We start from the raw sequence: 24,732 nt of genomic DNA on the forward strand, positions 1-24,732 counted from the left end.
ATGGAACAGCGCCGCATAAGGCCCGTCCAGATGCCGCCACCGCGCTAAGGCGATCCACGCGACCGATCCGACCAGCCCCGCCTCCGCCGTCAGCCATGGCGTCGGGCTGGCGGGGCTGGTCGGATCGGTCGCGTGGATCGCCTTAGCGCGGTGGCGGCATCTGGACGGGCCTTATGCGGCGCTGTTCCATCTGCTGTGCGCCGGGGTGCCGATGCTGCTCTGGTCGGTCCTGGTCGACCAAGTGCATCGCCGTCCCTCGACCGGCATCGACTGGGAGCATCCGCGTCCGTATCGCGAGACTCTGGACATCAGCCTGACCAAGCTGGCCGGGCTATGGGCGACCTTCGGCGGGATCGCGCTGATCTTCGCAACGGGGCGCTTCTATTGGCAGGGCATTTTCCTGTTCGCGATGAACTGCCTGGCCTGGGCCGCGCCGGCGTTGTTCCTGCTGTCCATTCCTTATGTGTTGTGGCTCGACCGGCGGCTGGTGGAGCCCAGGGACGGCGCTTGGATGCTGGGGGCGTGGCTGACCGGGCAGCCGGGGGTGGAGGCGGAGGCGATCCATGCCCATCTGCGGGCATGGGCGGTGAAGGCGTTCTTCCTGCCCTTCATGCTGGGGGTGGTGCCGGGCGGGTTCGGGATGTTCGTGCGTGGCGACCTGTCCGTGGTGCTGCACGATCCGGTGGCGCTGGCCAACTGGCTGATCACGCTGATGTTCCTGATCGACGTCGCCTTCGCCACGGTCGGATATATGCTGACCCTGCGGCCGCTCGATGCGCATATCCGCTCGGCCAATCCCTATGCGGCGGCGTGGGCAGCGGCGCTGATCTGTTACCCGCCGACGATCCTGATGACCAATGGCGGGCCGCTCGACTATCGACCGGGCACGGCGGAGTGGAGTTACTGGTTCGCGGGGCATCCCGTCGTGCTGGCCGCGATCGGAGCGGTGCTGGTCGGGCTGACGGCCGTCTATGCCTGGTCGACCGTGGCGTTCGGTATCCGCTTTTCCAACCTGACCCACCGGGGCATCCTGACCCACGGGCCCTATGCGGTGTCGCGACATCCGGCCTATCTGTCGAAGAACATCTTCTGGTGGATCGCGACCATCCCCGTGCTGACGACGGGCTCATGGGTGGATGCGGCGCGGAGTACGCTGCTGCTGGGGGTGGTCAGCGGGATCTATTACTGGCGCGCGCGGACCGAGGAACGGCATTTGTCGGCCGATCCGACGTATCGGGATTATTCGGCGTGGATGGCGCAGTACGGTTTGGTGCCGCGATTCTTTCGGTGGGTATTGGGGCGGTAGGGATTCCCTTGGCCTTCGACTTCGCTCAGGCTGAACGGAGGCTGTGAGCCGATTCAGGCTGAGCGAAGTCGAAGCTTACGGGAAAACCTCAGAAGCTCGCTTCGCCATAAACCCGCGCGATGTCCCCACCCCATTCGCCGTTATACCGATCGAGCAACCCTTGCGCGGGCACCTTGCCCGAGCGGACGATCTCGCGCAGCGGGTCGAGGAAGCCGGTCTCGTTATCCCCCGCCCCGTTCAGCCGCCCACGTGCGGCAAGCCCCGCATGGGCGATGTCGAGCACCTCGCCCGCGATATCGCGCAACCGCCCGCCACCCGGCAGCGGCGCGTCGAGGGCCAGTTCGGGCACCGCGTCCCGCAGCGCCTGCCGCTCGGTCAGCGACCAGCCCTTGACCAGATCCCAGGCCGCATCCAGCGCCGCGTCGTCATAGAGCAGCCCGACCCAAAGCGCGGGCAGCGCGCAGATGCGGTTCCACGGGCCACCATCGGCGCCGCGCATCTCCAGGAAGGTCTTGAGCCGCACCTCGGGAAAGGCGGTCGACAGATGGTCGTTCCAGTCCTCGATCGTCGGCAACTCGCCCGGCAGGACCGACAGCTCGCCCTTCAGGAAGTCACGGAACGACAGGCCCGCCGCGTCGATATACTTGCCGTCGCGATAGACGAAATACATCGGCACATCGAGCGCATAGTCGGCATAGCGCTCGTAACCGAACCCGTCCTCGAACACGAAGGGCAGCATGCCGGTGCGCGCGGGGTCGGTGTCCGACCAGATATGGCTGCGGAACGAGAGCATGCCGTTGGGTTTCCCTTCCGTGAAGGGCGAGTTGGCGAACAGCGCGGTCGCCAGCGGCTGCAACGCCAGGCCGACCCGGAACTTCTTCACCATGTCGGCCTCGGACGCATAATCCAGATTCACCTGGATGGTCGAGGTGCGCAGCATCATGTCGAGCCCCAGCGAGCCGACGCGCGGCATGTGGCGCAGCATGATCGCATAGCGGCCCTTGGGCATGATCGGCAGTTCGGCGCGGGTCTTGTCGGGCCACATGCCCAGACCGAGGAAGCCCAGGCCCAGCTTCTCGCCCGCCGCCTTCACCTGTTGCAGATGGCGACCTGTCTCGGCACAGGTCTGGTGCAGATTGTCGAGCGGCGCGCCGGACAGCTCGAACTGACCGGCCGGCTCCAGGCTGATCGAGCCGTCCGCACCGTTCAGTGCGATGACGTTGCCGCCCTCCAGCACCGGCTCCCAGCCATATTGCTCCAACTCGCCAAGCAGCGCACGAATGCCCGAGGCCTCGTCATAGGAGGGCGCATGATGGTCGCCCAGCGCATAGACGAATTTCTCATGCTCGGTCCCGATCCGCCAGCGGTCGCGGGGCTTTTCCCCGCGTGCGAAGCTGGCGATCAACTGGTCGCGGGACTCGATGATGGCGCCCTTGGCGGTGCTCGCGGTCTTGGTGCTCATGAACCGCGCCTTACGCGGGCGCGCGCGGCGACGCCATAGGGTGAATCAACACCAGTCGCCCGCCGCCGCCATCCATAGCGACACCGCCGCCGCCGCCGCCGTATCGGCGCGCAGGATGCGCGGGCCCAGGCCGATGCCGATGGCGGACGGGTGCGCCCGAATCGCCTCGCGCTCCTCAGCGTCGAAGCCGCCTTCGGGCCCGATCAGGATTGCCGCCGGGCCTTTATGGGCGCGCATCGCGTCGAGCGCGGGGACGCCCCCGGTCTCGTCGGCGAAGAACAGCGCCCGCCCCTCCGGCCAGTCGCGGAGCAGCGCGGGCAGTTTCACCGGTTCGGCCACTTCCGGCAGGGCGGTACGGCCGCATTGCTCGGCCGCCTCGATCATGTGTGCGCGCAGACGCTCGGTATTGGGCTTGTCGACCACGGTGCGGCGCGTGACGACCGGCACCAGCCGCGCGACGCCGAGTTCGCACGCCTTTTCCGCCAGCCAGTCGACCCGCCCCTTCTTCAGCGGCGCGGCGCATAGCCACAAATCGGGCACCGCCTCGCGCTCGCGCAACCGCTCGGTTACATCGAGTGTCAGGTCACGCTTGCCGACCGACGCCGCGACGCCCAGCCATTCCCCGCTGCGGTCGTCGAACAGCTTGACCGGATCGCCGACCCTGGTGCGCATCACCGACACCAGATAATGCGCGGCGGGGCCGTCGATGCGGATCGGCCCCTCCCCCAACATCTGCTCGACGAACAGGCGGGGGGTGGATTGGGGCGGCCAGGCGGGGGTAGCGGGCATCGGCTTCGCTTACACGGGTCGCGCGGCGCTTGCCACTTTTGCGGTTTCGGGTGTTTCTTCCCCCCCAAGGAGGTGACGATGGCGAAACACTATCACGAGGAACTGGAAGCACTCCAACTGGCGCTGGTCCGCACCCAGATGGCGATGGCGGACACCGACGAACGCGTCGTCATCGTGCTGGAAGGGCGCGACGGGGCGGGCAAGGACGGGACGATCAAGCGAATCACCGAGCATCTCTCGGTCCGCGCCACCCGCATCGTCGCTTTGCCCAAGCCATCCGATCGCGAGCGGACGCAATGGTATTTCCAGCGCTACGCCACCCATCTGCCTGCGGCGGGCGAGATCGTGATCTTCAACCGAAGCTGGTACAACCGCGCGGGCGTGGAGGTGGTGATGGGCTTCTCCACCGCCACCGAGCAGGAGGCGTTCCTCCGCGACGCCCCCGATTTCGAACGGATGCTGGTCGAAAGCGGCATCAAGCTGGTCAAGATCTGGCTCGACATCTCCAAGGACGAACAGGAGAAACGGCTGGAGGCGCGGCGCACCGATCCGCTGAAGGCGCTGAAGGTGTCCGACATGGACAAGGTCGCGCAGGCCAAATGGGCGGACTATTCGGCGGCGCGCGACGCGATGCTGACCCGCACCCACACCCCCTTCGCGCCGTGGCATATCGTCCGTGCCGACGACAAGAAGGACGCGCGGATCGCGATCATCCGCCACATCCTCCACCGCATCGCCCCGCCCGAGATCGCGACGGACGTCAAACTGCCCGACCCCGACCTGCTCTTCCCGTTCGACATGGCGGCGCTCGAGGACGGACGGCTGGCGAAATAGGGCGCGTTCAGACTTTCCTTACCCCGATGCGCTTTAACGGCGCGACGCCATCGCATCCGGCCATGGCCGAGAGGGAAAGTCGCGCCCATGGCACGGACCACGACCGACATCGCCGCCGTGCTGATCGTCCGCGACGAAGCGCGCAGCATCGCCCGTTGCCTGACCAGCGTGGCGCCCTGGGTCGACCGGATGGTCGTGCTCGACACCGGATCGACCGACGATACAGTCGCCATCGCGCGGGACCTGGGCGCGGAGGTCCATCATCTCGACTGGCCCGACAGTTTCGCGGTCGCCCGCAACCATGCGCTGATGCTGGCCGATGCGGATTGGAACCTGATCCTCGATGCCGATGAGTGGATCGCGGGCGGCGGCGCGGTCATTCGCCAATGGTGCGCCGCCGCGCCCGATCGGCTGGGGTGCCCGTGCATCCATAACGAGGCGGAAGGGGCGGACACGGCGTCGCGAAGCTGGGTAACGCGGCTGGTGCCGCGCGGCGTCGTCTACGAAGGGCGCGTCCACGAACAGATCGCCTCTCCCCTGCCCCGCCACCGGATCGCGCTCGACATCGGGCATGACGGCTATCGTGCCGCGCAGATCGAGCGGAAGAAGGACCGCAACCACCAGTTGCTGCTCGAGGATTTCGCCGAACGCCCCGACGACGCCTATCTCCTTTACCAGTTGGGCAAGGATTCGCAGATGCGCGGCGATATCCCCGCCGGCTGCGACTATTACGCCCGCGCGCTGGCGGCCACCGCGCCGACCGCGAACTGGCGGCACGAACTGGTCATCACCGCCATCCCATTCCTGGCCAAGGCCGGACGGCTGGACGAGGCCCTGGCACTGGCGGACGGCGAGTTTGCCAACTGGCCGGAGTCACCCGATTATTTCTTCATATTGGGCGACCTGCTGCTCGACCTGGCGATGGCCGAACCGGCCCGCGCGCTCGACCACTGGCTGCCGCTGGCCGAGGGCGCCTGGGAACGTTGCCTCGCCATCGGCGAGCGTCCGCAACTGGAGGGCAGCGTCGCCGGTCGCGGCAGCCATCTGGCGCAGCACAATCTGGACGTGATTCGATCGCAACTGGCGATACTGGCCGCCTAACGCCGCCGCCGGACCAGCCACCAGAGGATCATCAGCCCCAGCGCCGCGAGCAGCACCAGCCCGCCGACCATCCCCGCCACACGCAGGATCGCCCAGAACAGCGCCTCGACGAAACGGCCGACCGCGACCGACAGGCCGATCATGGGATGGAGACGGGACAGGAGGTCACGGCGTGAAGATAGGTGCGAACGCACTTGCGCGCCACGGGGGACGTCCATAGGCGCGGGAGCATGACCATCGAGATCGTACCCGATAGCGAGCATAAGGGACTGGTCGGGCGGCTGCCGCCCCGGTGGCGGGGGCTCGCATTGCTGGCCAGGTTCGACCGGCCGATCGGCTGGTGGTTGCTCTTCTGGCCCGGCGTCTGGGCGATCGCGCTGGCGGGCGGACTGCCGCAGCGTTGGCCGCTGGTGCTGTGGTTCCTGCTTGGGTCGATCGCGATGCGGGGCGCGGGCTGCGTCTTCAACGACATCGTCGATCGCGATCTGGATGCCAAGGTGGCGCGGACGCGAGCGCGGCCGATTCCTTCGGGGCTTGTGTCGGTGAAGCTGGCGGCGATCTGGCTGGGCGTGCTGTGCCTGATCGGGCTGGTCGTGCTGGTGCAGTTGCGGCCCCTCGCCGCGATCGTCGCGGTGGCCAGCCTCGCGCCGGTCGCGGCCTATCCCTTCATGAAGCGGATCACCTGGTGGCCGCAGGCGTGGCTGGGCATGGTGTTCAGTTGGGCGGCACTGGTCGGCTGGGTGGAGGTGGCCGGGGAACTCTCGACGCCGCTCTGGCTGCTCTATGCCGGGTCCATCCCCTGGGTGATCGGATACGACACCATCTATGCGCTTCAGGACCGCGAGGACGATGCGCTGATCGGGGTCCGTTCCTCGGCATTGCGCATGGGGGCGCATGTCAAGCCGGGTGTGGGGGCCTTCTACGTCGCGGCGGTGCTGTGCTGGGCGGGCGCGATCTGGCTGGTGCGGCCCGATCCGCTGGCGGTCGCCGCGCTGGTGCCGGTCGCGGTGCATCTGGCGTGGCAGGTTGCGACGTTGAAGCCCGACGACGGCGCGGGCGCGCTGTACCGGTTCCGGTCGAACCGGTTCGCCGGGCTGCTGATGGCGCTGGCCTGTGCGGTGGTGGGCAGCGCGGGCTAGACCATGACGACATGGGGTGGCCGCTGGGGATAGCCCCCCTCAGGGATCGTCGCGAAAGTTCACCGTCCGATCCTTTCACGCACCACCCCGGCGAAGGCCGGGGTCCAGTGACGTCGCGATGGGAATGACCTACCAACGCCATCCCAACTGGATCCCGGCCTTCGCCGGGATGGTGCAATGGGTTTCGCAACAATCCCCTGAAGGGGAGGGGTAACGCTCCATACCGTCGCCCCAGCGCAGGCTGGGGCCTTTAGCGACCGAAACCACCTATCGAAAGAGATCCCGGCCCGTGCCGGGATGACACCCCCAGCTTGATCTGCCGCAACGCTTTGCCGGGTTGTCGCGTTGGCGCATTTCCGTCACATCTCAAGGTCGATGACCGTAGCCACGCCCGCCACCCGCTCGCTTGCCGAAAGCCATCGTTCGATCGCCATCCCGGAGGGAGCCTCCTTCCTGCGACGGTTGTTCGCCTTTGCCGGGCCGGGCTATCTGGTCGCGGTCGGCTATATGGATCCGGGCAACTGGGCGACCGATATCGCGGGCGGATCGGCCTATGGCTATGCCCTCCTCTCGGTCATCCTCTTGTCCAACATCATGGCGATGATCCTTCAGGCGCTGTCGGCGCGGCTGGGCATCGCCGCCGGGCTGGACCTGGCGCAGGCATGCCGCGCGGCCTATTCCAAGCCCGTCTCGCGCATCCTGTGGCTACTCTGCGAGATCGCGATCATCGCCTGCGATCTGGCCGAGGTGCTGGGCACAGCCATCGCGCTGCAATTGCTGTTCGACCTGCCACTGGTCTGGGGTGTCCTCATCACCGGCCTCGACGTCTTCCTGATCCTCGCGCTCCAGCGTTACGGGTTCCGCAAGGTGGAGGCGTTCATCATCGCGCTCCTCCTCATCATCGGCGGCTGCTTCCTCTACGAGTTGATCGCCTCGCGCCCCGATCCGGGGTCGGTGATGGCGGGTTTCATTCCCTCCACCCGCATCGTGACCGACCCGGCGATGCTCTACATCGCGATCGGCATTCTCGGCGCGACGGTGATGCCGCATAATCTCTATCTCCACTCCTCGGTGGTGCAGACCCGCGCCTATGGCCTCACGACCGAGGGCAAGCGCGACGCCATCAACATGGCGACGATCGACAGCACGGTGGCGCTGTTCTTCGCCTTCTTCATCAACGCCGCGATCCTGATCGTCGCGGCGGCCACCTTCCACGTCGCGGGGCGGACCGATGTGGCGGAGATCGACCAGGCGTACCGCCTGCTCGCCCCGATGCTGGGCGCGGGCGCGGCGAGCGTGGTGTTCGGCGTGGCGCTGCTCGCCTCGGGCCAGAATTCGACGGTGACGGGGACGCTGGCCGGGCAGATCGTGATGGAGGGCTTCCTCGACCTGCGGCTCGCCCCCTGGCTGCGGCGGCTCATCACGCGCGGGCTGGCGATCATTCCCGCCGTGCTGGTCGTGGGCGCGAGCGGACAGACGGGCGCGACCAGGCTGCTGGTGCTCAGCCAGGTGATCCTCAGCCTGCAACTCCCCTTCGCGGTGGTGCCGCTGGTCCGCTTCACGGCGGACAGGGGGATGATGGGGCCCTTCGCCAGCCCGGTCTGGCTGCGCATCCTGGCCTGGATCATTGCGGCGATCATCATCGCCCTGAACCTGACCCTGTTGTGGGGGCTGACGACGGGCTGATCTCTTTCGCAGTTGCGAGGGAATGCCGCGTGACTTCACTTGTAGCGCGGCTAAGCTGGGCGCGACTGGACCGACAGGGACGCCCGAATCAATGACGACCACCATCACCACCCTGCATGTCGACGACACCGGACCGCTGGCCGACGCGATCATCGACACATTGGTGCACCGGATCGGCAAGGATGCCGCCAATGCGCGGCCGCACGACTGGCTGGCCGCGACCATCCTGACCGTCCGCAACGACATTATCGAACGCTGGATGGCCTCCACCCGCGAAGCCCATGCGGCGGGGGCCAAGCGGGTCTATTATCTCAGCCTGGAGTTCCTGATCGGGCGGCTGCTGCGCGACGCGCTGTCCAATCTGGGCGTGATGGCGCAGGTGGCGGGCGCGCTCCAGACGCTGGGCGTGGATCTGGCCGCGCTGGAGGAGATCGAACCCGACGCGGCGCTGGGCAATGGCGGCCTGGGGCGGCTGGCGGCCTGTTTCATGGAGAGCCTCGCCAGCCTCGACCTGCCCGCTTACGGCTATGGCATCCGCTATGTGAACGGCATGTTCCGCCAGCGGATCGATGACGGCTGGCAGGTGGAACTCCCCGAAACCTGGCTGAGCCATGGCAACCCCTGGGAATTCGAGCGGCGCGAGAGCGCGTATTTCGTCGGCTTCGGCGGCGAGGTGATCGGGACCGAGACGGGTGCGGTCCACTGGAAGCCCGCCGAGGCGATCGAGGCCATCGCGGTCGATACCCCCGTGGTCGGCTGGCGCGGCAAGCGGGTCAACACGCTGCGGCTATGGACGGCTCAGGCGATCGACCCGATCCGGCTCGATCGGTTCAATGCGGGCGACTATACGGGCGCACTGGCGGGGCAGTTGGCGGCGGAGACGCTGGTCCGCGTCCTCTATCCTTCCGACAGTTCGCCAGCGGGTCAGGAACTGCGGCTGCGACAGGAATATTTCTTCTCCTCCGCCTCGCTCCAGGACATCGTCCGGCGGCATATCCAGTATTTCCACGATATCCGCACCCTGCCCGACAAGGCGGCGATCCAGCTCAACGACACCCACCCCGCCGTCTCGGTGGCGGAGTTGATGCGGCTGCTGGTCGATCAGCACGATCTGGGCTTCGACGAGGCGTGGGACATCACGCGGCGCACCTTCGGCTATACCAACCACACGCTGCTGCCCGAGGCGCTGGAAAGCTGGCCGCTCCACCTGTTCGAGCGGTTGCTGCCGCGACACATGCAGTTGATCTATGCGATCAACGCCAAGCTGCTGCGCGAGGCCCGCGCGGTCGAGGGGATGGACGACCGCGCCATCGCCGCGATCAGCCTGATCGACGAGGGCGGCGAGCGGCGGGTGCGCATGGCGAACCTGGCCTTTGCGGGCAGCCACAGCGTCAACGGCGTCGCCGCGCTGCACACCGAGCTGATGAAGCAGACGGTCTTCGCCGACCTGCATCGGCTCTATCCGACGCGGATCAACAACAAGACCAACGGCATCACCCCGCGCCGCTGGTTGCAGCAATGCAATCCGCAACTGACCGCGCTGATCCGCGAGGCGATCGGCCCTGGTTTCGAGGACGACGCCGAGAGGCTAGTAGCGCTCACGGAATTCGCACAGGACGCGAATTTCCGGGAACGCTTCCTCAGGATCAAACGTTCCAACAAGGTGGGGCTGGCAAATTATCTCCGGGAATCGAGCGGGCTGCGCGTGGACCCCGATGCGCTGTTCGACGTCCAGATCAAACGCATCCACGAATATAAGCGCCAGTTGCTCAACATCATCGAGACGGTGGCGCTCTACGACCAGATTCGCAGCCATCCCGAACGCGACTGGACCCCGCGCGTCAAGCTGTTCGCAGGGAAAGCGGCGTCGAGCTATCACAATGCCAAGCTGGTCATCAAACTGGCCAATGACGTCGCCCGCCGGGTCAATTCGGACCCCAGCGTCGGCCATCTGCTGAAGGTCGGCTTCATCCCCAACTACAATGTCAGCCTGGCGGAGAAGATCATTCCCGCCGCCGACCTGTCGGAACAGATTTCGACCGCGGGCATGGAAGCGTCGGGCACCGGCAACATGAAGTTCGCGCTGAACGGCGCGCTGACCATCGGCACGCTCGACGGTGCCAATGTCGAAATCAAGGAGCATGTCGGTGACGATCACATCGTCATCTTCGGCCTGACCGCCGACGAGGTCGCGGCCAAGCGCCGCGACGGCTACAACCCGCGCGAGGCGATCGAGAACAGTCCGGAACTGCGCCAGGCCGTCTCCGCCATCGCCTCGGGCGTGTTCTCGCCCGACGATCCCAGCCGTTATGCCGGGCTGATGGGCGGGCTGTACGATGGCGACTGGTTCATGGTCGCCGCCGATTTCGACGCCTATGCCGCCGCACAGCGTCAGGTCGACACCCGCTGGCAGGACCAGGCGGGCTGGGCGACCTCGGCCATCCACAATGTCGCGAAAGTCGGATGGTTCTCCTCCGATCGCACCATCCGGCAATATGCCGAGGAAATCTGGAACGTGATGTGAAACCGCCCCGTGCCGCTCTGGATGCCCTGATCGAAGGCCGCAACGCCGATCCCTTCGCGTTGCTGGGGCCCCATCAGGGGCCGGACGGCACGTTCCTCCGCGCCCTGGTGCCGGGGGCGGAGGAGGTGACCGCGCATGACCTGACCGGCAAGGCCTTGGGCGATCTGAAGCAGGTCGATCCCCGCGGCCTGTTCGAAGCCGCGGTGTCGGGCGAGCCCCAGCCGGTCAAATATCGCGCCAAGGGTCACGGTGCGGAATGGTGGATCACCGATCCCTATAGCTTCGGCCCCGTGCTCGGCCCGCTGGACGATTTCCTGATGGGCGAGGGCAATCACTTCCGCCTGTACGACAAGATGGGCGCGCATCTGATCGAGCATCAGGGCGTGGCCGGTGTGCACTTCGCCGTCTGGGCCCCCAATGCCGAGCGGGTGGCGGTCGTCGGCGATTTCAACGACTGGAATCCCGGCCGCCATGTGATGCGGCGGCGGCTGGATGTCGGGGTGTGGGAAATCTTCATCCCCGATATCGGCGAGGGCCGCGCCTACAAGTTCGCGATCACCGGCCCGCATGGCGCGGAACAGCCGATGAAGGCCGACCCCTTCGCCTTCGCCGCCGAGCTTCGCCCCAAGACCGCCTCGGTGACGACCGCCCCGCCCCAGCATGTCTGGAAGGACGCCCCCCATCGCGAGCATTGGTCCAGGATCGACCCGCGCCGCGTGCCGATCAGCATCTACGAGGTTCATGCCGGGTCTTGGGACCGTGACGAGAATGGCTGGTATCTAAGCTGGGACGCGCTGGCCGGGCGGCTGATCCCCTATGTGGTCGAGATGGGGTTCACCCATATCGAATTCCTGCCCATCTCCGAACATCCCTATGACCCGAGTTGGGGCTATCAGACGACGGGGCTCTACGCGCCGTCCGCGCGGTTCGGCGATGTGGAAGGGTTCGCCCGCTTCGTGGATGGCGCACATCGGGCCGGCGTGGGCGTGATCCTCGACTGGGTGCCCGCGCACTTCCCCACCGATGCGCATGGGCTGGCGCATTTCGACGGCACCGCGCTTTACGAGCACGAGGACCCGCGTCAGGGTTTCCACCCCGACTGGAACACCGCCATCTATAATTTCGGGCGGCGCGAGGTGGCGAGCTTCCTGGTCAACAACGCACTGTTCTGGCCCGAGCGTTACCATATCGACGGGCTACGCGTGGATGCCGTCGCCTCGATGCTCTACCGCGATTACAGCCGCAAGGACGGCGAGTGGGTGCCCAACGAACAGGGCGGGCGCGAGAATTGGGAAGCGGTCGAGTTCCTCCGCCAGGTCAACCGGCAGGTATACGGCCAGCATCCCGGCGTCTTCACCGTCGCCGAGGAATCCACGGCCTGGCCTGGCGTCTCGGCGCCCGCGCATGACGGCGGGCTGGGCTTCGGGTTCAAGTGGAACATGGGCTTCATGCACGACACGCTCCAATATATGGGGCGTGAACCCGTGCATCGGCGGCACCATCATGGCGAGATCCTGTTCGGGCTGCATTACGCCTTCGACGAGAATTTCGTCCTGCCGCTCAGCCATGACGAGGTGGTGCACGGCAAGGGCAGCCTGCTGACCAAGATGGCGGGCGACGACTGGCAGAAATTCGCTAACTTACGCGCCTATTACGCCTTTATGTGGGCCTATCCCGGCAAGAAGCTGCTCTTCATGGGCCAGGAATTCGCCCAGCGCGAGGAATGGTCGGAGGATCGCCCGCTCGACTGGCATTTGCGGTGCAGCCACTCGCATGAGGGTGTCCGCTCGCTGGTTCGCGACCTCAACCATCTCTATCGCGACACGCCCGCGCTCCATGCCCGCGACTGCGAGCGCGAGGGGTTCGAATGGCTGGTCGCGGACGACAGCGCGCATTCGGTCTTCGCCTGGCTGCGCAAGGCACCGGGCGAAAAGCCGGTCGCGGTCATCGCCAACATGACGCCGGTGGCGCGCGCGCCCTATCGCCTGCCGCTGCCGCATGACGGCCGCTGGACCGAGGTGCTGAACTCCGATGCCAGCCAATATTGGGGTTCGGGCCTCGGCAATATGGGCGGCGTGGATGCGACGGACGGCGCGGCCTGGGTCACGCTGCCGCCGCTGGCCACCGTCATCCTGCGCTTCGACGGCTGATCCAGGGTCATAGCTTTATACGAACACGAACGCCCGGAATGCGCGTTGCGATACCAACAGATGGACGGGAGACGGACGATGGACCTGAGGCGCGGACAACCGCTGGCGCGCGATGCCATGGCCTATGTGCTGGCGGGCGGCCGGGGCAGTCGCCTGATGGAGATGACCGACACCCGCGCCAAGCCCGCCGTCTATTTCGGCGGCAAGGCGCGGATCATCGACTTCGCTTTGTCCAACGCGATCAATTCCGGCATTCGGCGGATCGGCGTGGCGACCCAGTACAAGGCGCACTCGCTGATCCGCCATCTCCAGCGCGGCTGGAACTTCCTGCGCGACGAACGCAACGAGAGCTTCGACATCCTCCCCGCCAGCCAGCGGATCAGCGAATTCCAATGGTATGAGGGCACCGCCGACGCGGTGTTCCAGAATATCGACATCATCGAAAGCTATGCGCCCGAATTCATGGTCATCCTGGCGGGCGACCATGTCTACAAGATGGACTATGAGCTGATGCTCCAGCAGCATTGCGACAGCGGTGCCGACGTCACCGTTGCCTGTCTGGAGGTCAGTCGTGCCGAGGCCAGCGCGTTCGGCGTCATGCATGTCGATGAAACCGACCGCATCGTCGATTTCGTCGAAAAGCCCGCCGATCCGCCCTCCATCCCCGGCAATCCGGACGTGGCTCTGGCGTCGCTGGGCATCTATGTCTTCCGCACGTCCTTCCTGTTCGAGCAGTTGCGCCGCGATGCCACCACGCCCGGTTCGTCGCGCGATTTCGGCAAGGACATCATCCCCTATCTGGTCCAGCACGGCAAAGCCCAGGCGCACCGTTTCTCCGCCTCCTGCGTCCGCTCGCATGACGAACCCGGGGCGTATTGGCGCGATGTCGGCACCGTCGATGCCTATTGGGAGGCGAGCCTGGACCTGACCGATGTGGTGCCGCAGCTCGACCTGTACGACCGAAGCTGGCCGCTCTGGACCTATGCCGAGATTACGCCCCCGGCCAAGTTCGTCCATGATGTGGACGGGCGGCGCGGATCGGCGGTGGCCAGCCTGGTCGCGGGCGACTGCATCGTATCGGGCTCGTCGATCCACCGCTCGCTGCTGTCGACGGGGGTTCGTACCCACAGTTTCGCGATGCTGGACGAAGCGGTGGTGCTGCCCTTCTGCCATATCGGGCGCGGCGCACGGTTGCGGCGGGTGATCCTGGATCGCGGCGTGAAGATTCCCGACGGGCTGGTGGTCGGCGACGATCCCGTGCTCGACGGGCATCGCTTCCGCCGCACCGACAAGGGCATCTGCCTGATCACCCAGCCGATGATCGATCGTCTGGCCCACTGAAAGCCATCATGACCCTCTCCGTCCTGTCCGTCGCCTCCGAAGCCTTTCCGCTCATCAAGACCGGGGGGCTGGCCGATGTCGTGGGTGCCCTGCCCGAGGCGCTGGCACCGCACGATATTGCCGTCACCACCCTGATCCCCGGTTTCCCCAAGGTGATGCGCGCCATCGGCGACGACGCGCCCCGCGTCCATCACTTCCCGCACATCATCGGCACCGAGGCATGGCTGCGCGAAGCGACCATCGGCGCGCACCGCCTGCTGGTGATCGACGCGCCGCAGCTTTGGGAGCGCGAGGGGCTTCCCTATGTCGATACCGCCGGCAACGACTGGCCTGACAATTGGCGGCGCTTCGCGGTGCTGGCGCGCGCGGGCGCCGACCTCGCCTCGGGCGCGGTACCGGGCTATGACTTCGACCTGCTCCACGCGCATGACTGGCAGGCCGCACTGGCCCCCGCCTTCCTGCATTACGCGCCCGGCCCCGGCAAGGTCGCCAAGAGCATCGTCACCATCCACAATATCGCCTTCCAGGGCTCGTTCGCGGCGCACCACTTCCCCGATCTCGGCCTGCCGCCCGAGGCATGGTCGGTCGACGGCGTCGAATATTACGGCCAGATCGGCTATCTGAAGGCGGGCCTGCGCACCGCCGACGCGATCACCACGGTCAGCCCGACCTATGCCGAGGAAATCCACCGGGCGCAGTATGGCATGGGGCTGGAAGGGCTGATCGCCGCCCGCGCCGAATGCGTCAGCGGCATCGTCAACGGCATCGACCCGGCCATCTGGAGCCCCGAGTCCGACGCCGCGCTGCCCGCCCCCTTCACCGTCGAGACGCTGGACGACCGCATTGCCAACAAGCGCGCGGTGGAGAAAGCGTTCGGACTGGACGAGGATGACAGCCCGATCTTCACCGTCATCAGCCGCCTGACCTGGCAAAAGGGCATGGACGTGCTGGTCGAGGTGGTGGACGATCTCGTGGCCCTGGGTGGGCGGCTGGTGGTGCTGGGCACCGGCGACCCGGCGCTGGAGATCGCCTTCGCCACCGCCGCGCTTCGCCATCCGGGCCGCGTGGCGGTGCGAATCGGCTATGACGAGCCGGTCTCGCATCTGCTTCAGGGCGGGTGCGACGCGATCCTGATCCCCTCGCGGTTCGAGCCGTGCGGGCTGACCCAGCTTTATGGCCTCGCCTATGGCTGCGTGCCCGTGGTCGCGCGGACCGGCGGGCTGGCCGATACGATTATCGACGCCAATGAGGCGGCGCTGGCCATGGGCGTTCCGACCGGCCTGCAATTCGACCATGTCACCGCCGACAATATCGTCGCGGTGCTGCGTCGCACTATGAGACTTTATGCCGATCAAGGCCAATGGCGGATCATGCAGGTGAATGGCATGAACGCCGACTATAGCTGGCACCATAGCGGCCGCCACTATGCCGAACTTTACCGATCCGTTCTGGGGGACAAATGATCAAGACGGTCGCAACGCAGCCCTATCTGGACCAGAAGCCGGGCACCTCCGGCCTGCGCAAGAAGGTCCGGGTCTTTCAACAGCCCAACTATGCCGAGAATTTCATCCAGTCGGTGTTCGATGCGCTGGGCGATGAGAAGACCGGCAAGACGCTGGTGATCGGCGGCGACGGCCGCTTCCTGAACCGCGAGGTGATCCAGGTCGCGATCCGCATGGCGGCGGCGAACGGCTTCGCCCGCGTCGTGGTCGGCCAAGGCGGCATCCTGTCGACGCCCGCCGCCAGCAACGTGATCCGCCAGCGGAAAGCGCTCGGCGGCCTGGTGCTGTCGGCCAGCCACAATCCGGGCGGGCCGGATGAAGACTTCGGCATCAAGTACAACATCTCCAATGGCGGCCCCGCGCCCGAGAAGGTGACGGATGCCATCCATGCCAACACCAAGTCGATCAGCCGCTGGCTGACCGTCGAGGCCGACGATATCGACCTCGATACGCTGGGTGAGGTGACGGTAGGCGGCATGACCGTCGAGGTGATCGACTCCGTCGCCGACTACGCCACGCTGATGGAGAGCCTGTTCGACTTCGCCGCGATCCGACGTGCGGTCGAGGGCGGCTTCACCATGTCGTTCGACGCGATGAGCGCCGTCACCGGCCCTTACGCGACCGAGATTCTGGAGAACCGGCTGGGCTTCGCGCCGGGCACCGTGAAGAACGGCACCCCGCTCCCCGATTTCGGCGGGCATCATCCGGACCCCAATCTGGTCCATGCCAAGGCGTTGTACGACCGGATGATGGCCCCCGACGCGCCCGATTTCGGTGCGGCCTCGGACGGGGACGGCGACCGCAACCTGATCATCGGGCGCGGGCGCTTCATCACGCCGTCGGACAGCCTGGCGATGCTGGCGGCCAATGCGCATCTCGCGCCCGCCTATGCCGGTGGCCTGAAGGGCACCGCCCGCTCGATGCCGACCAGCGCCGCCGCCGACCGGGTGGCCGAGAAGCTGGGCATCCCGGCCTATGAAACGCCTACGGGGTGGAAGTTCTTCGGCAATTTGCTCGACGCCGGGATGGCGACCATCTGCGGCGAGGAAAGCGCGGGCACGGGTTCGGACCATGTGCGCGAGAAGGACGGGCTATGGGCGGTGCTGCTCTGGCTCAACATCCTCGCCGCCTCGGGCAAGTCGGTCGACGGAATCGCGCGCGACCACTGGGCGACCTATGGCCGCAATTACTATGCGCGCCACGACTATGAGGGCGTCGAGAGCGAGCGGGCCGATGCGCTGATGGCCGATCTTCGTGGGAAGCTGGCGACCCTGCCGGGCGAGACGTTCGCCGGGCTGACGGTCGAGACGGCGGACGACTTCGCCTATACAGACCCCACCGACCAGTCGGTCAGCCGCCACCAGGGCATTCGCGTGCTATTCGTGGGCGGCAGCCGTGTCGTATTCCGCCTGTCGGGCACCGGCACCAGTGGCGCGACGCTGCGCGTCTATCTGGAGCGTTACTCGGCGGACGAACTCGACCGCGAGACGCCCGAAATGCTGGCCGACATCATCGCGGCGGCGGACGAGATCGCGGGCATCACCCAGCACACCGGCCGCACCGAACCCGATGTGGTGACCTGATGGCTCTTGGGGGGAGGCCACCACCCTCCCCCTTCCACCCCGGCGAAGGCCGGGGCCCAGTTGCTACCAAGCGCGTGAAACGCCCGAGACGCTGCCTCAACTGGACCCCGGCCTTCGCCGGAGTGGTCAGACTGGGTTAGGGTGATCGTGCCATGACGAATCAGCCCTATCTTCTCGGCGCGACGCCCGTTCCAGGCGGGACTCGCTTCGCGGTGCGCTCGACCGCCGAGCAAGTGGAGCTTTGCCTGTTCGACGGCCCCGCCGAACGCCGAATCCCCATGACCCGCGACGGCGATGTGTGGACCGTCACCATCACCGACCCCGCCCCTCTCCATGGCTATCGTGCCCATGGCGAATACGACCCCGCGCGCAACCAGTGGTTCGACCCCGCCAAGCTGCTGGTCGACCCTTATGCGCTCGAACTCGACCGCCCCTTCGTCCAGTCTCGGCGTCTGGCCGCCTATGGCGAAGACACGGCCGACATCATACCTCGCGCCCGTATCGTCACCCCACTGACCGACTCCCCCGCCCCGCCGCTGTTCCGGCCGGGCAGGCTGATCTACGAACTCAATGTGCGCGCCTTCACCATGCGCCATCCCGCCGTGCCGCAGGCGCAGCGTGGCACATTGGCGGCACTCGCCCATCCCACCGTCATCGAACATCTCCGCAAGCTGGGCGTGGCGGCGGTCGAACTCATGCCGATCACCGCCGCCATCGACGAGCGCCATCTGCCGCCGCTCGGTTTGCGAAATGCCTGGGGTTACAACCCGGTCGTGCCGATGGCGATCTGCCCGGAGCGGGTGCCGGGCGGCGTCGCCGAACTGGTCGCCACTGTCGCGGCGCTGCGCGAGGCGGGGATCGGCGTGATCCTCGACCTGGTCTTCAACCATATGGGCGAGAGCGATGTGCAGGGCGGCACGCTGTCCTTTCGCGGGCTCGACCCGGACGTCTATGCCCGCACGCCCGACGGCACGCTGATCAACGATGCGGGCACGGGCAACACGCTCGACGCCAGCCGCCCGGCCGTGCGCGCGATGATCCTTGATGCCTTGCGCCATTTCGCGCGGGCGGGGGTGGATGGGTTCCGCTTCGACCTGGCGCCGGTGCTGGCGCGCGGACCGGGTTTCGACGCCCGCGCCCCCATCTTCGCCGAGATCGCCACCGACCCGATCCTCTCAAGCCGCATCATGATCGCCGAGCCCTGGGACATCGGCCCCGGCGGATACCAGCTGGGGCAGTTCCCCGACCATTGGCTGGAATGGAACGACAAATATCGCGACCAGGTGCGCCGCTTCTGGCGCGGTGACGGGCGGGCGGGCGATCTGGCGACCCGCATCGCGGGCTCGGCGGATATATTCGCCAGCGCCACCAGCCGCTCGGTCAATTTCGTCGCAGCGCATGACGGCTTCACCCTGGCCGACCTGACCGCCTATGCCGAGCGACACAACCACGCCAATGGCGAGGACAATCGCGACGGGCATGGCGACGAAGTGTCGTGGAACCATGGTGTCGAGGGACCGACCGACGATCCCGCTATCCTGGCCGCGCGCCATGCCTCGGTCCGCGCGATGCTCGCCACGCTGTTCCTGTCGCGCGGCACCCCGATGCTGACCGCAGGCGACGAGTTCGGTCGCAGCCAGCAAGGCAACAATAACGGCTATGCGCAGGATAACGACACGACATGGCTCGACTGGGAAAACCGCGACGACGCGCTGGAGGATTTCGTCGCCCGGCTCGGCCAGTTCCGCCGGGATACGCCGATCGACTGGACGGACTGGCTGGCCGATGCCGAATGGCGCACCCTCTCCGGCGACCCGATGACGCCGGGTGATTGGGACGGCGACGGCTTCGCCTTGCACCTGCCGCTCGGCGACCAAAGCCTGACCCTCCGCTTTGGCCGAGCACGTGGCGTCTCCGCCATCCGGGGCACCGTGATCCAGAGCTAGGGCGTTGCCATCGGCCCCATCAGATTATGGTTCAGATGCCCCATGATCCAGATCGACCCCAGCAGCACCAGCGCCACGATCAGCACCCCGAACAACAGCGCCAGCACATTGTTGCTGTTATCCGGCCCCGTGGTGATGTGGAGGAAGAACACCAGATGCACCCCCATCTGCCCGATCGCCAGCGCGACCAAAGCGGCGGGCACGGCGGGGCCCCAGACGATGTCGAATTGCACCAGCGCGAAGGACGCGGTCGTCAGGATCGCCGCCGCGACCAGGCCGACGACATAGCTGCGCACGCCACCGACGATCGAGTCCTTCTCGCTCTGTTCACCCGGCGCGGTTTCGTCGCGGGCCATTTCCTCGTCGGGCCGCTCGCTCATCCGCGCACTCCCATCAGGTAAACCATGGTGAACAGCGCCACCCAGATGATGTCGAGCGCATGCCAGAACAGGCTGAAGCACAGGATGCGGCGCAAGATGTCCTCGCGGAAGCCCTTGGCCCAGGCCTGCGCCATCATCGTCGTCAGCCAGAGCAGCCCCAGCATGACGTGCAGCCCATGGCACCCGACCAGTGCGAAAAAGGCCGACAGGAAGGCGCTACGCCCGGGCCCATGGCCCTCACCGATCAGGTGCAGGAACTCATAGGCCTCCAGCGCCAGGAATCCCGCGCCCAGCAAGCCGGTCGCCGCCATCGCGATCTGGAACCAGCGCATGTCGCGCGCCAGCGTCCCGATCCCCGCCATGCCGCAGGCGAAGCTGGAAAGGAGCAGCAGCACCGTCTCCGTCTCGACCAGCTCCAGCTCGAACAAGTCCTTGCCCGAGGGCCCGCCCGCCGTCGCGTCCTTCAACACCGCATAGCCGGCGAAGAAGCAGGCGAACAGGATGAAGTCCGACAGCAGGAATATCCAGAAGCCATAGGACACCACGACCCGCTTGGGCGCGGGGCCGTCCGGGTTGGGCTCGGCGGCGCGGCCCAGCTTGTTGGGATCGTGCGTCTGCGCGGCCTGGCTCATGACAGCGCCTCTTCGGGCAGGTCGAGCAGGGTCGCCTTGCTGCGACGGCGCGCCTGGTCGAGTCGCTCGACCTCTTCGACCGGGATTTCATACTCCGCCTTGTCGCGCCACGCGAAGACCACGAACGTTCCCCATGCGCCGAAAAAGCCCAGCACGACCAGCCACCAGATATGCCAGATCAGTGCAAAGCCCATGACGGTGGCGAAGAAGGCGCTGACCACACCGGTCGGCGAATTGCGCGGCATCTCGATCGGTTCATAGTCGGGACGGTCGGACAAGGCGCGGTTCTCCCGCGCGCGCGCCTTGATGCCCCAATAGGCTTCCTCGCCCTTCACATCGGGCAGCACCGCGAAGTTGAAGGCGGGTGGCGGCGAGGTGGTGATCCATTCCAGCGTGCGCCCGTCCCAGGGATCGCCGCTCTCGTCGATGCGGTCCTTGCGCGTCCTGATCGAGACGTAGAGCATCATGACCTGACACCCGATCCCGGCCAGGATCAGGAGCGCGCCCAGTCCGGCGGCGATCAGCCAGGGATGCCAGCCGGGCACATCATAATGCTGCATCCGCCGCGTCATGCCCATCAGGCCCAGCACGTATAGCGGCATGAAGGCGAGGTAGAAGCCGCTGATCCACAGCCAGAAGGCGCGCTTGCCCCAGGTCTCGTCCAGCGTGAAGCCGAACATCTTGGGAAACCAGAAGGTGAAGCCGGCGAACGCCCCGAACAGCACGCCGCCGATGATGACGTTGTGGAAATGCGCGACCAGGAACAACGAGTTGTGCAGCACGAAATCGGCGGGGGGCACCGCGAGCATCACCCCGGTCATGCCGCCGATCACGAAGGTCACGATGAACCCGATCGACCACAGCATCATCGAGGTGAAGCGGATGCGCCCGCCATAGAGGGTGAACAGCCAGTTGAAGACCTTCACCCCCGTCGGCACCGCGATGATCATCGTGGTGATGCCGAAAAAGCCGTTCACATCGGCCCCGGCCCCCATGGTGAAGAAATGGTGCAGCCAGACCATGAAGGACAGGATGCAGATCACCATGGTCGCGATGACCATCGAGCGGTATCCGAACAAGGGCTTGGACGAGAAGGTCGAGATGATCTCGGAAAAGATGCCGAAGGCGGGCAGGATCAGGATATAGACTTCCGGGTGGCCCCAGGCCCAGATGAGGTTGACGAACATCATCTGGTTGCCACCCGCATCGGCCGTAAAGAAGTGAAAGCCGAGATAGCGGTCGAGGATCAACATCGCCAGACACGCGGTCAACACCGGAAAGGCCGCGACGATCAGCAGGTTGGACGCCAGCGAGGTCCAGGTGAACATCGGCATCCGGCTATAGCCCATGCCCGGCGCGCGCATCTTCAGGATGGTGGTGACGAGGTTCACGCCGGAAAGCAGCGTCCCCATCCCCGATATCTGGAGCGCCCAGAGATAATAATCGACGCCGACACCCGGCGAGAAGCGCAATTCCGACAAGGGCGGATAGACCAGCCAGCCGGTCTTGGCGAACTCCCCGATGACCAGGCTCATGTTGATGAGCAGCGCACCGCTACACGTCAGCCAGAAGCTGACCGAATTGAGCGTCGGAAAGGCCACGTCACGCACGCCCAGTTGCAGCGGCACGACGAAGTTCATCAATCCGATCATGAACGGCATCGCCACGAAGAAGATCATGATCGTGCCATGCGCCGAGAATATCTGGTCGTAATGATCGGGCGGCAGATAGCCTTCGTTACCATAGGCGATCGCCTGTTGCGACCGCATCAGCAGCGCGTCGGAAAAACCGCGCAGCAGCATCACCCCCGCCAGCAGGCAATACATCACGCCGATCCGCTTGTGATCGACGCTGGTGATCCACTCATTCCAGAGATAGGGCAGATGCCCGCGTCGCCAGACCCGGACGAGGACGCCCAGCAGCACCGCCCCGATGACCGCCGCCGACACCAGCGGCAAAGGTTCGTGGAACGGGATCGAGTCCCAGCCGAGCTTGCCGGTCAGGCTCATTGCTCGCGCCCATCCTTGGCTTTCTCGCCCTCGGGCGCGCCGTTCTTCATGACGATCTGGTCGTACAGGCCAGGCTGGAGCCGGGGATAGCTGGCCGGGCGGACATTGCGGCTGGGCCGCGCCATGGCGACGAACTCGGCCCAGTCGAGCGTCTTGCCCCGTCCGGCCCTGGCGGCCGCGACGAAGCGGTCGAAGCTCGCTGGCGGCACCGCATCGACGAAGAAGTCCATATCGGCAAAGCCCTCCCCGCTATAATGCGCCGACAGCCCGCGATACCGTCCGGCCCTGTCCGCGCGCAGGTAGAGCGTCGAGTCCATGCCCGACATGGCGTAGATCTGGCTGCCCAGCTGCGGCACGAAGAAGCTGTTCATGACGCCTGCCGAGGTGATGCGGAACCTGACCGGCGTGCCCACCGGCACGACCAGCCGGTTGATCGTGGCGATCCCCTGTTCGGGATAGAGGAACAGCCATTTCCAGTCGGTCGCGACGACCTCGACGGTCATGGTTCTCGCCTTGGTAGCGATCGGCTTGGGCGGATCGAGATCATGGCTGCCGATCCAGGCGATACCGCCCAGGAACATGATGGCGAGCGCCGGAACCGACCATACCAACAACTCCAACCGCCCGGAATAGGCCCATTCCGGCAGATGCCTGGCGCGGTCATTCCCCGCGCGGAACCACCAGCTAAAGGCGAAGGCCAGCACGATCACCGGCACGACGATCGCCAGCATCACCGCCAGCGAATTGAAGAAGATGCTCCGCTCGCCCGCCGCGATCGGCCCGGCGGGGTCCAGTATGCCCGGCTCGCAGGCCGCCAAGCTCGTGCACGGCCCAAGCCACGCGAAACGCGCGAAATTAAGGGCCAGGCGCGGTTCACGGGGCATTCCGGCGGTGAACGGCGGGCGGGTGCTTTCGTTCCTTGTTCGTCAGCGCCATTCAGGCGGCGAGACGTCGCCCATCGCTGTCGCCGGAGTCATTGGCCGGGTGGCGGACTCGATGCGCCCTGACAGCACGTCGTGCGGATCGCCGTGCGACCATCCGCCGAACGACGGGCCACCGCGCCAGCATCGACGAGGACAGGATCGCCGCCATACTCAATTCGGCCACCCCACCCCATTCGATCGCCGAGGCCATCATCACCAGATCGCCAGCCGACCCGCCCGCCATGGCCAGCATCCGAATCTCGTCGATCTCGAACCAGATGGCGAGACCGATCACCACGGCTCCGGCGATCATCACGCCCCATTGCGCCGGGCTGATCCGGTTGAGACGGTGCGCGGGCGCCTCGACCAGCATCCGCGCCAGCCAGCGGCTGATGGGCAGGTCCGGGCACAGGCGCAGCAATGCCGTCAGTCCCAGTAACAACGATGCGACCATCGTCCCGATATCCCCCTTCGTCCCCTCACTATGGCATCGGCGCGGGGATTTCCCAAGGGCGGGCGTGACGGCGGGGGCAGCGCGCGTCTATGGTTCGCCCCATGACCGTGCGCAGCGCCCTGTTCCTCCCCGCCTCCAACCCTCGTGCCATCGCCAAGGCGCGGACGCTGGACAGCGATACGGTGATCCTCGACCTGGAGGATGCGGTCGCCCCCGACGCCAAAGACGCCGCGCGGGACGCGGCGGTGGCGGCGGTGCGCGAGGGCGGGTTCGGCGAGCGGATGCTGGTGGTGCGGACCAACGGACTCGATACGGATTGGGCGGCGAACGATCTGGCCGCCCTCGCGACCGCACGACCGGCGGCGGTACTGATCCCCAAGGTGGACGACGTCGCGACGCTCGCCACCGCACGAACGGCCGTGGGTCCGGCCATTCCGCTCTGGGCGATGATCGAGACGTGCCGCGCGATCCTGTCGCTTGGCGCGATTGCCGGAGCCGCCGGAGAGTTGGGACTGACCGCGCTGGTCGCGGGCACCAACGACCTTGCCAAGGAGATGCGCCTGCCTTCCCCGCCCGCGCCCGAGGCGTTGCTGCCGCTCCGGGTTCAGATCGTCGTCGCCGCACGGGCAGCGGGGCTGATCGCGCTGGACGGAGTCTGCAACGCCCTCGACGCGCCCGACAGACTGGCGGCGGAATGCGCCGAAGGGCGCAGGCTGGGCTTCGACGGCAAGACGCTGATCCACCCGAACCAGATCGCGGCGACCAATGCGGCTTTCGGACCGACCGAGGGAGAGATCGCCTGGGCGCAGCTAGTCGTCGCGGCCTTCGCCGATCCGGCCCAGGCGGCGCTGGGCGCGATCCGCTTGGACGGTCAGATGGTGGAGCGTCTCCATCTGGCGGAGGCGGAGCGGATATTGGCGCTCGCTCGGATGTCGCTCCAATAACCACCCTCACCCTTCCCATCCGCTGTC

At 66.5% G+C, this 24,732-nt stretch carries 20 protein-coding genes; 12 read left to right on the forward strand and 8 right to left on the reverse strand.

Annotated elements, in window-relative coordinates; translation table 11 throughout:
• The first annotated feature begins 211 nt into the window (after positions 1-211).
• Positions 212-1,306, forward strand: a complete 1,095-nt coding sequence (locus SM191_RS14270; protein ID WP_341506781.1) for a methyltransferase family protein — start codon at positions 212-214, stop codon at positions 1,304-1,306.
• Between the two features lie 88 nt (positions 1,307-1,394).
• Here the strand turns inward: SM191_RS14270 and SM191_RS14275 are convergent, their stop codons facing one another.
• Positions 1,395-2,768, reverse strand: coding sequence for a glutamate--cysteine ligase (locus tag SM191_RS14275; protein ID WP_341506782.1), 1,374 nt, complete (start codon positions 2,766-2,768; stop codon positions 1,395-1,397).
• A 45-nt stretch (positions 2,769-2,813) separates the two neighbouring features.
• Positions 2,814-3,557, reverse strand: coding sequence for a 16S rRNA (uracil(1498)-N(3))-methyltransferase (locus SM191_RS14280; protein ID WP_341506783.1), 744 nt, complete (start codon positions 3,555-3,557; stop codon positions 2,814-2,816).
• Positions 3,558-3,635: 78 nt separating this feature from the next.
• Here SM191_RS14280 and ppk2 point away from each other — a divergent pair, with 78 nt between their 5' ends.
• Positions 3,636-4,391 carry a polyphosphate kinase 2 gene (gene ppk2, locus SM191_RS14285; protein WP_341506784.1) on the forward strand — a complete coding sequence of 252 codons (756 nt, stop codon included), beginning with the start codon at positions 3,636-3,638 and terminating at the stop codon, positions 4,389-4,391.
• 87 nt (positions 4,392-4,478) lie between these two features.
• Entirely contained in the window at positions 4,479-5,492 is a 1,014-nt protein-coding gene (locus tag SM191_RS14290) for a glycosyltransferase family 2 protein (RefSeq protein ID WP_341506785.1), read from the forward strand.
• On the opposite strand, the gene SM191_RS14295 is transcribed toward SM191_RS14290, so the two are convergent.
• On the reverse strand, positions 5,489-5,635 hold the full coding sequence (locus SM191_RS14295; RefSeq protein ID WP_341506786.1) for a hypothetical protein: 147 nt from the start codon (positions 5,633-5,635) through the stop codon (positions 5,489-5,491). The two genes, SM191_RS14290 and SM191_RS14295, sit on opposite strands and share 4 nt — an antisense overlap.
• 87 nt (positions 5,636-5,722) lie before the next feature.
• Between SM191_RS14295 and ubiA the strand changes: the two genes are divergently transcribed.
• From ubiA to glgX, 8 genes are all read left to right on the forward strand, one after another.
• Positions 5,723-6,631, forward strand: a complete 909-nt coding sequence (gene ubiA, locus SM191_RS14300; protein ID WP_341506787.1) for a 4-hydroxybenzoate octaprenyltransferase — start codon at positions 5,723-5,725, stop codon at positions 6,629-6,631.
• Between the two features lie 375 nt (positions 6,632-7,006).
• Positions 7,007-8,317, forward strand: a complete 1,311-nt coding sequence (locus tag SM191_RS14305) for an Nramp family divalent metal transporter (protein WP_341506788.1) — start codon at positions 7,007-7,009, stop codon at positions 8,315-8,317.
• A gap of 91 nt (positions 8,318-8,408) precedes the next feature.
• Complete coding sequence (locus SM191_RS14310) at positions 8,409-10,841, forward strand: glycogen/starch/alpha-glucan phosphorylase (RefSeq protein WP_341506789.1); 2,433 nt, start codon at positions 8,409-8,411, stop codon at positions 10,839-10,841.
• A complete protein-coding gene (gene glgB, locus SM191_RS14315) occupies positions 10,838-12,991 on the forward strand; it encodes a 1,4-alpha-glucan branching protein GlgB (RefSeq protein ID WP_341506790.1) in 2,154 nt (717 codons plus the stop codon). The genes SM191_RS14310 and glgB overlap by 4 nt, the downstream gene beginning before the upstream one ends.
• Positions 12,992-13,069: 78 nt before the next feature.
• Entirely contained in the window at positions 13,070-14,332 is a 1,263-nt protein-coding gene (gene glgC / locus SM191_RS14320; RefSeq protein WP_341506791.1) for a glucose-1-phosphate adenylyltransferase, read from the forward strand.
• Positions 14,333-14,340: 8 nt separating this feature from the next.
• Positions 14,341-15,795 (forward strand): glycogen synthase GlgA, encoded by a 1,455-nt coding sequence (glgA, locus tag SM191_RS14325; protein ID WP_341506792.1) that lies wholly within the window; start codon positions 14,341-14,343, stop codon positions 15,793-15,795.
• Positions 15,792-17,417: an alpha-D-glucose phosphate-specific phosphoglucomutase gene (locus SM191_RS14330; protein WP_341506793.1), complete on the forward strand. Its 1,626-nt coding sequence runs from the start codon at positions 15,792-15,794 to the stop codon at positions 17,415-17,417. The genes glgA and SM191_RS14330 overlap by 4 nt, the downstream gene beginning before the upstream one ends.
• A 152-nt stretch (positions 17,418-17,569) precedes the next feature.
• Positions 17,570-19,363: a glycogen debranching protein GlgX gene (gene glgX, locus SM191_RS14335; protein ID WP_341506794.1), complete on the forward strand. Its 1,794-nt coding sequence runs from the start codon at positions 17,570-17,572 to the stop codon at positions 19,361-19,363.
• On the opposite strand, the gene cyoD is transcribed toward glgX, so the two are convergent.
• From cyoD to SM191_RS14360, 5 genes are all read right to left on the reverse strand, one after another.
• Positions 19,360-19,743, reverse strand: a complete 384-nt coding sequence (gene cyoD / locus SM191_RS14340; protein ID WP_341506795.1) for a cytochrome o ubiquinol oxidase subunit IV — start codon at positions 19,741-19,743, stop codon at positions 19,360-19,362. The two genes, glgX and cyoD, sit on opposite strands and share 4 nt — an antisense overlap.
• Complete coding sequence (locus SM191_RS14345) at positions 19,740-20,375, reverse strand: cytochrome (ubi)quinol oxidase subunit III (protein ID WP_341506796.1); 636 nt, start codon at positions 20,373-20,375, stop codon at positions 19,740-19,742. The genes cyoD and SM191_RS14345 overlap by 4 nt, the downstream gene beginning before the upstream one ends.
• Positions 20,372-22,384, reverse strand: a complete 2,013-nt coding sequence (gene cyoB, locus SM191_RS14350) for a cytochrome o ubiquinol oxidase subunit I (RefSeq protein WP_341506797.1) — start codon at positions 22,382-22,384, stop codon at positions 20,372-20,374. Before cyoB ends, SM191_RS14345 begins: the two co-directional genes overlap by 4 nt.
• A complete protein-coding gene (gene cyoA / locus SM191_RS14355) occupies positions 22,381-23,202 on the reverse strand; it encodes a ubiquinol oxidase subunit II (protein ID WP_341506798.1) in 822 nt (273 codons plus the stop codon). Before cyoA ends, cyoB begins: the two co-directional genes overlap by 4 nt.
• A 118-nt stretch (positions 23,203-23,320) precedes the next feature.
• On the reverse strand, positions 23,321-23,761 hold the full coding sequence (locus tag SM191_RS14360; protein WP_341506799.1) for a hypothetical protein: 441 nt from the start codon (positions 23,759-23,761) through the stop codon (positions 23,321-23,323).
• Between the two features lie 101 nt (positions 23,762-23,862).
• On the opposite strand from SM191_RS14360, the gene SM191_RS14365 reads away from it, so the two are divergent.
• Positions 23,863-24,705: an HpcH/HpaI aldolase/citrate lyase family protein gene (locus tag SM191_RS14365; protein WP_341506800.1), complete on the forward strand. Its 843-nt coding sequence runs from the start codon at positions 23,863-23,865 to the stop codon at positions 24,703-24,705.
• The last annotated feature ends 27 nt before the right edge of the window (positions 24,706-24,732 follow it).

The organism is Sphingomonas sp. 2378 (assembly GCF_038084995.1).
Taxonomy (GTDB): domain Bacteria; phylum Pseudomonadota; class Alphaproteobacteria; order Sphingomonadales; family Sphingomonadaceae; genus Sphingomonas.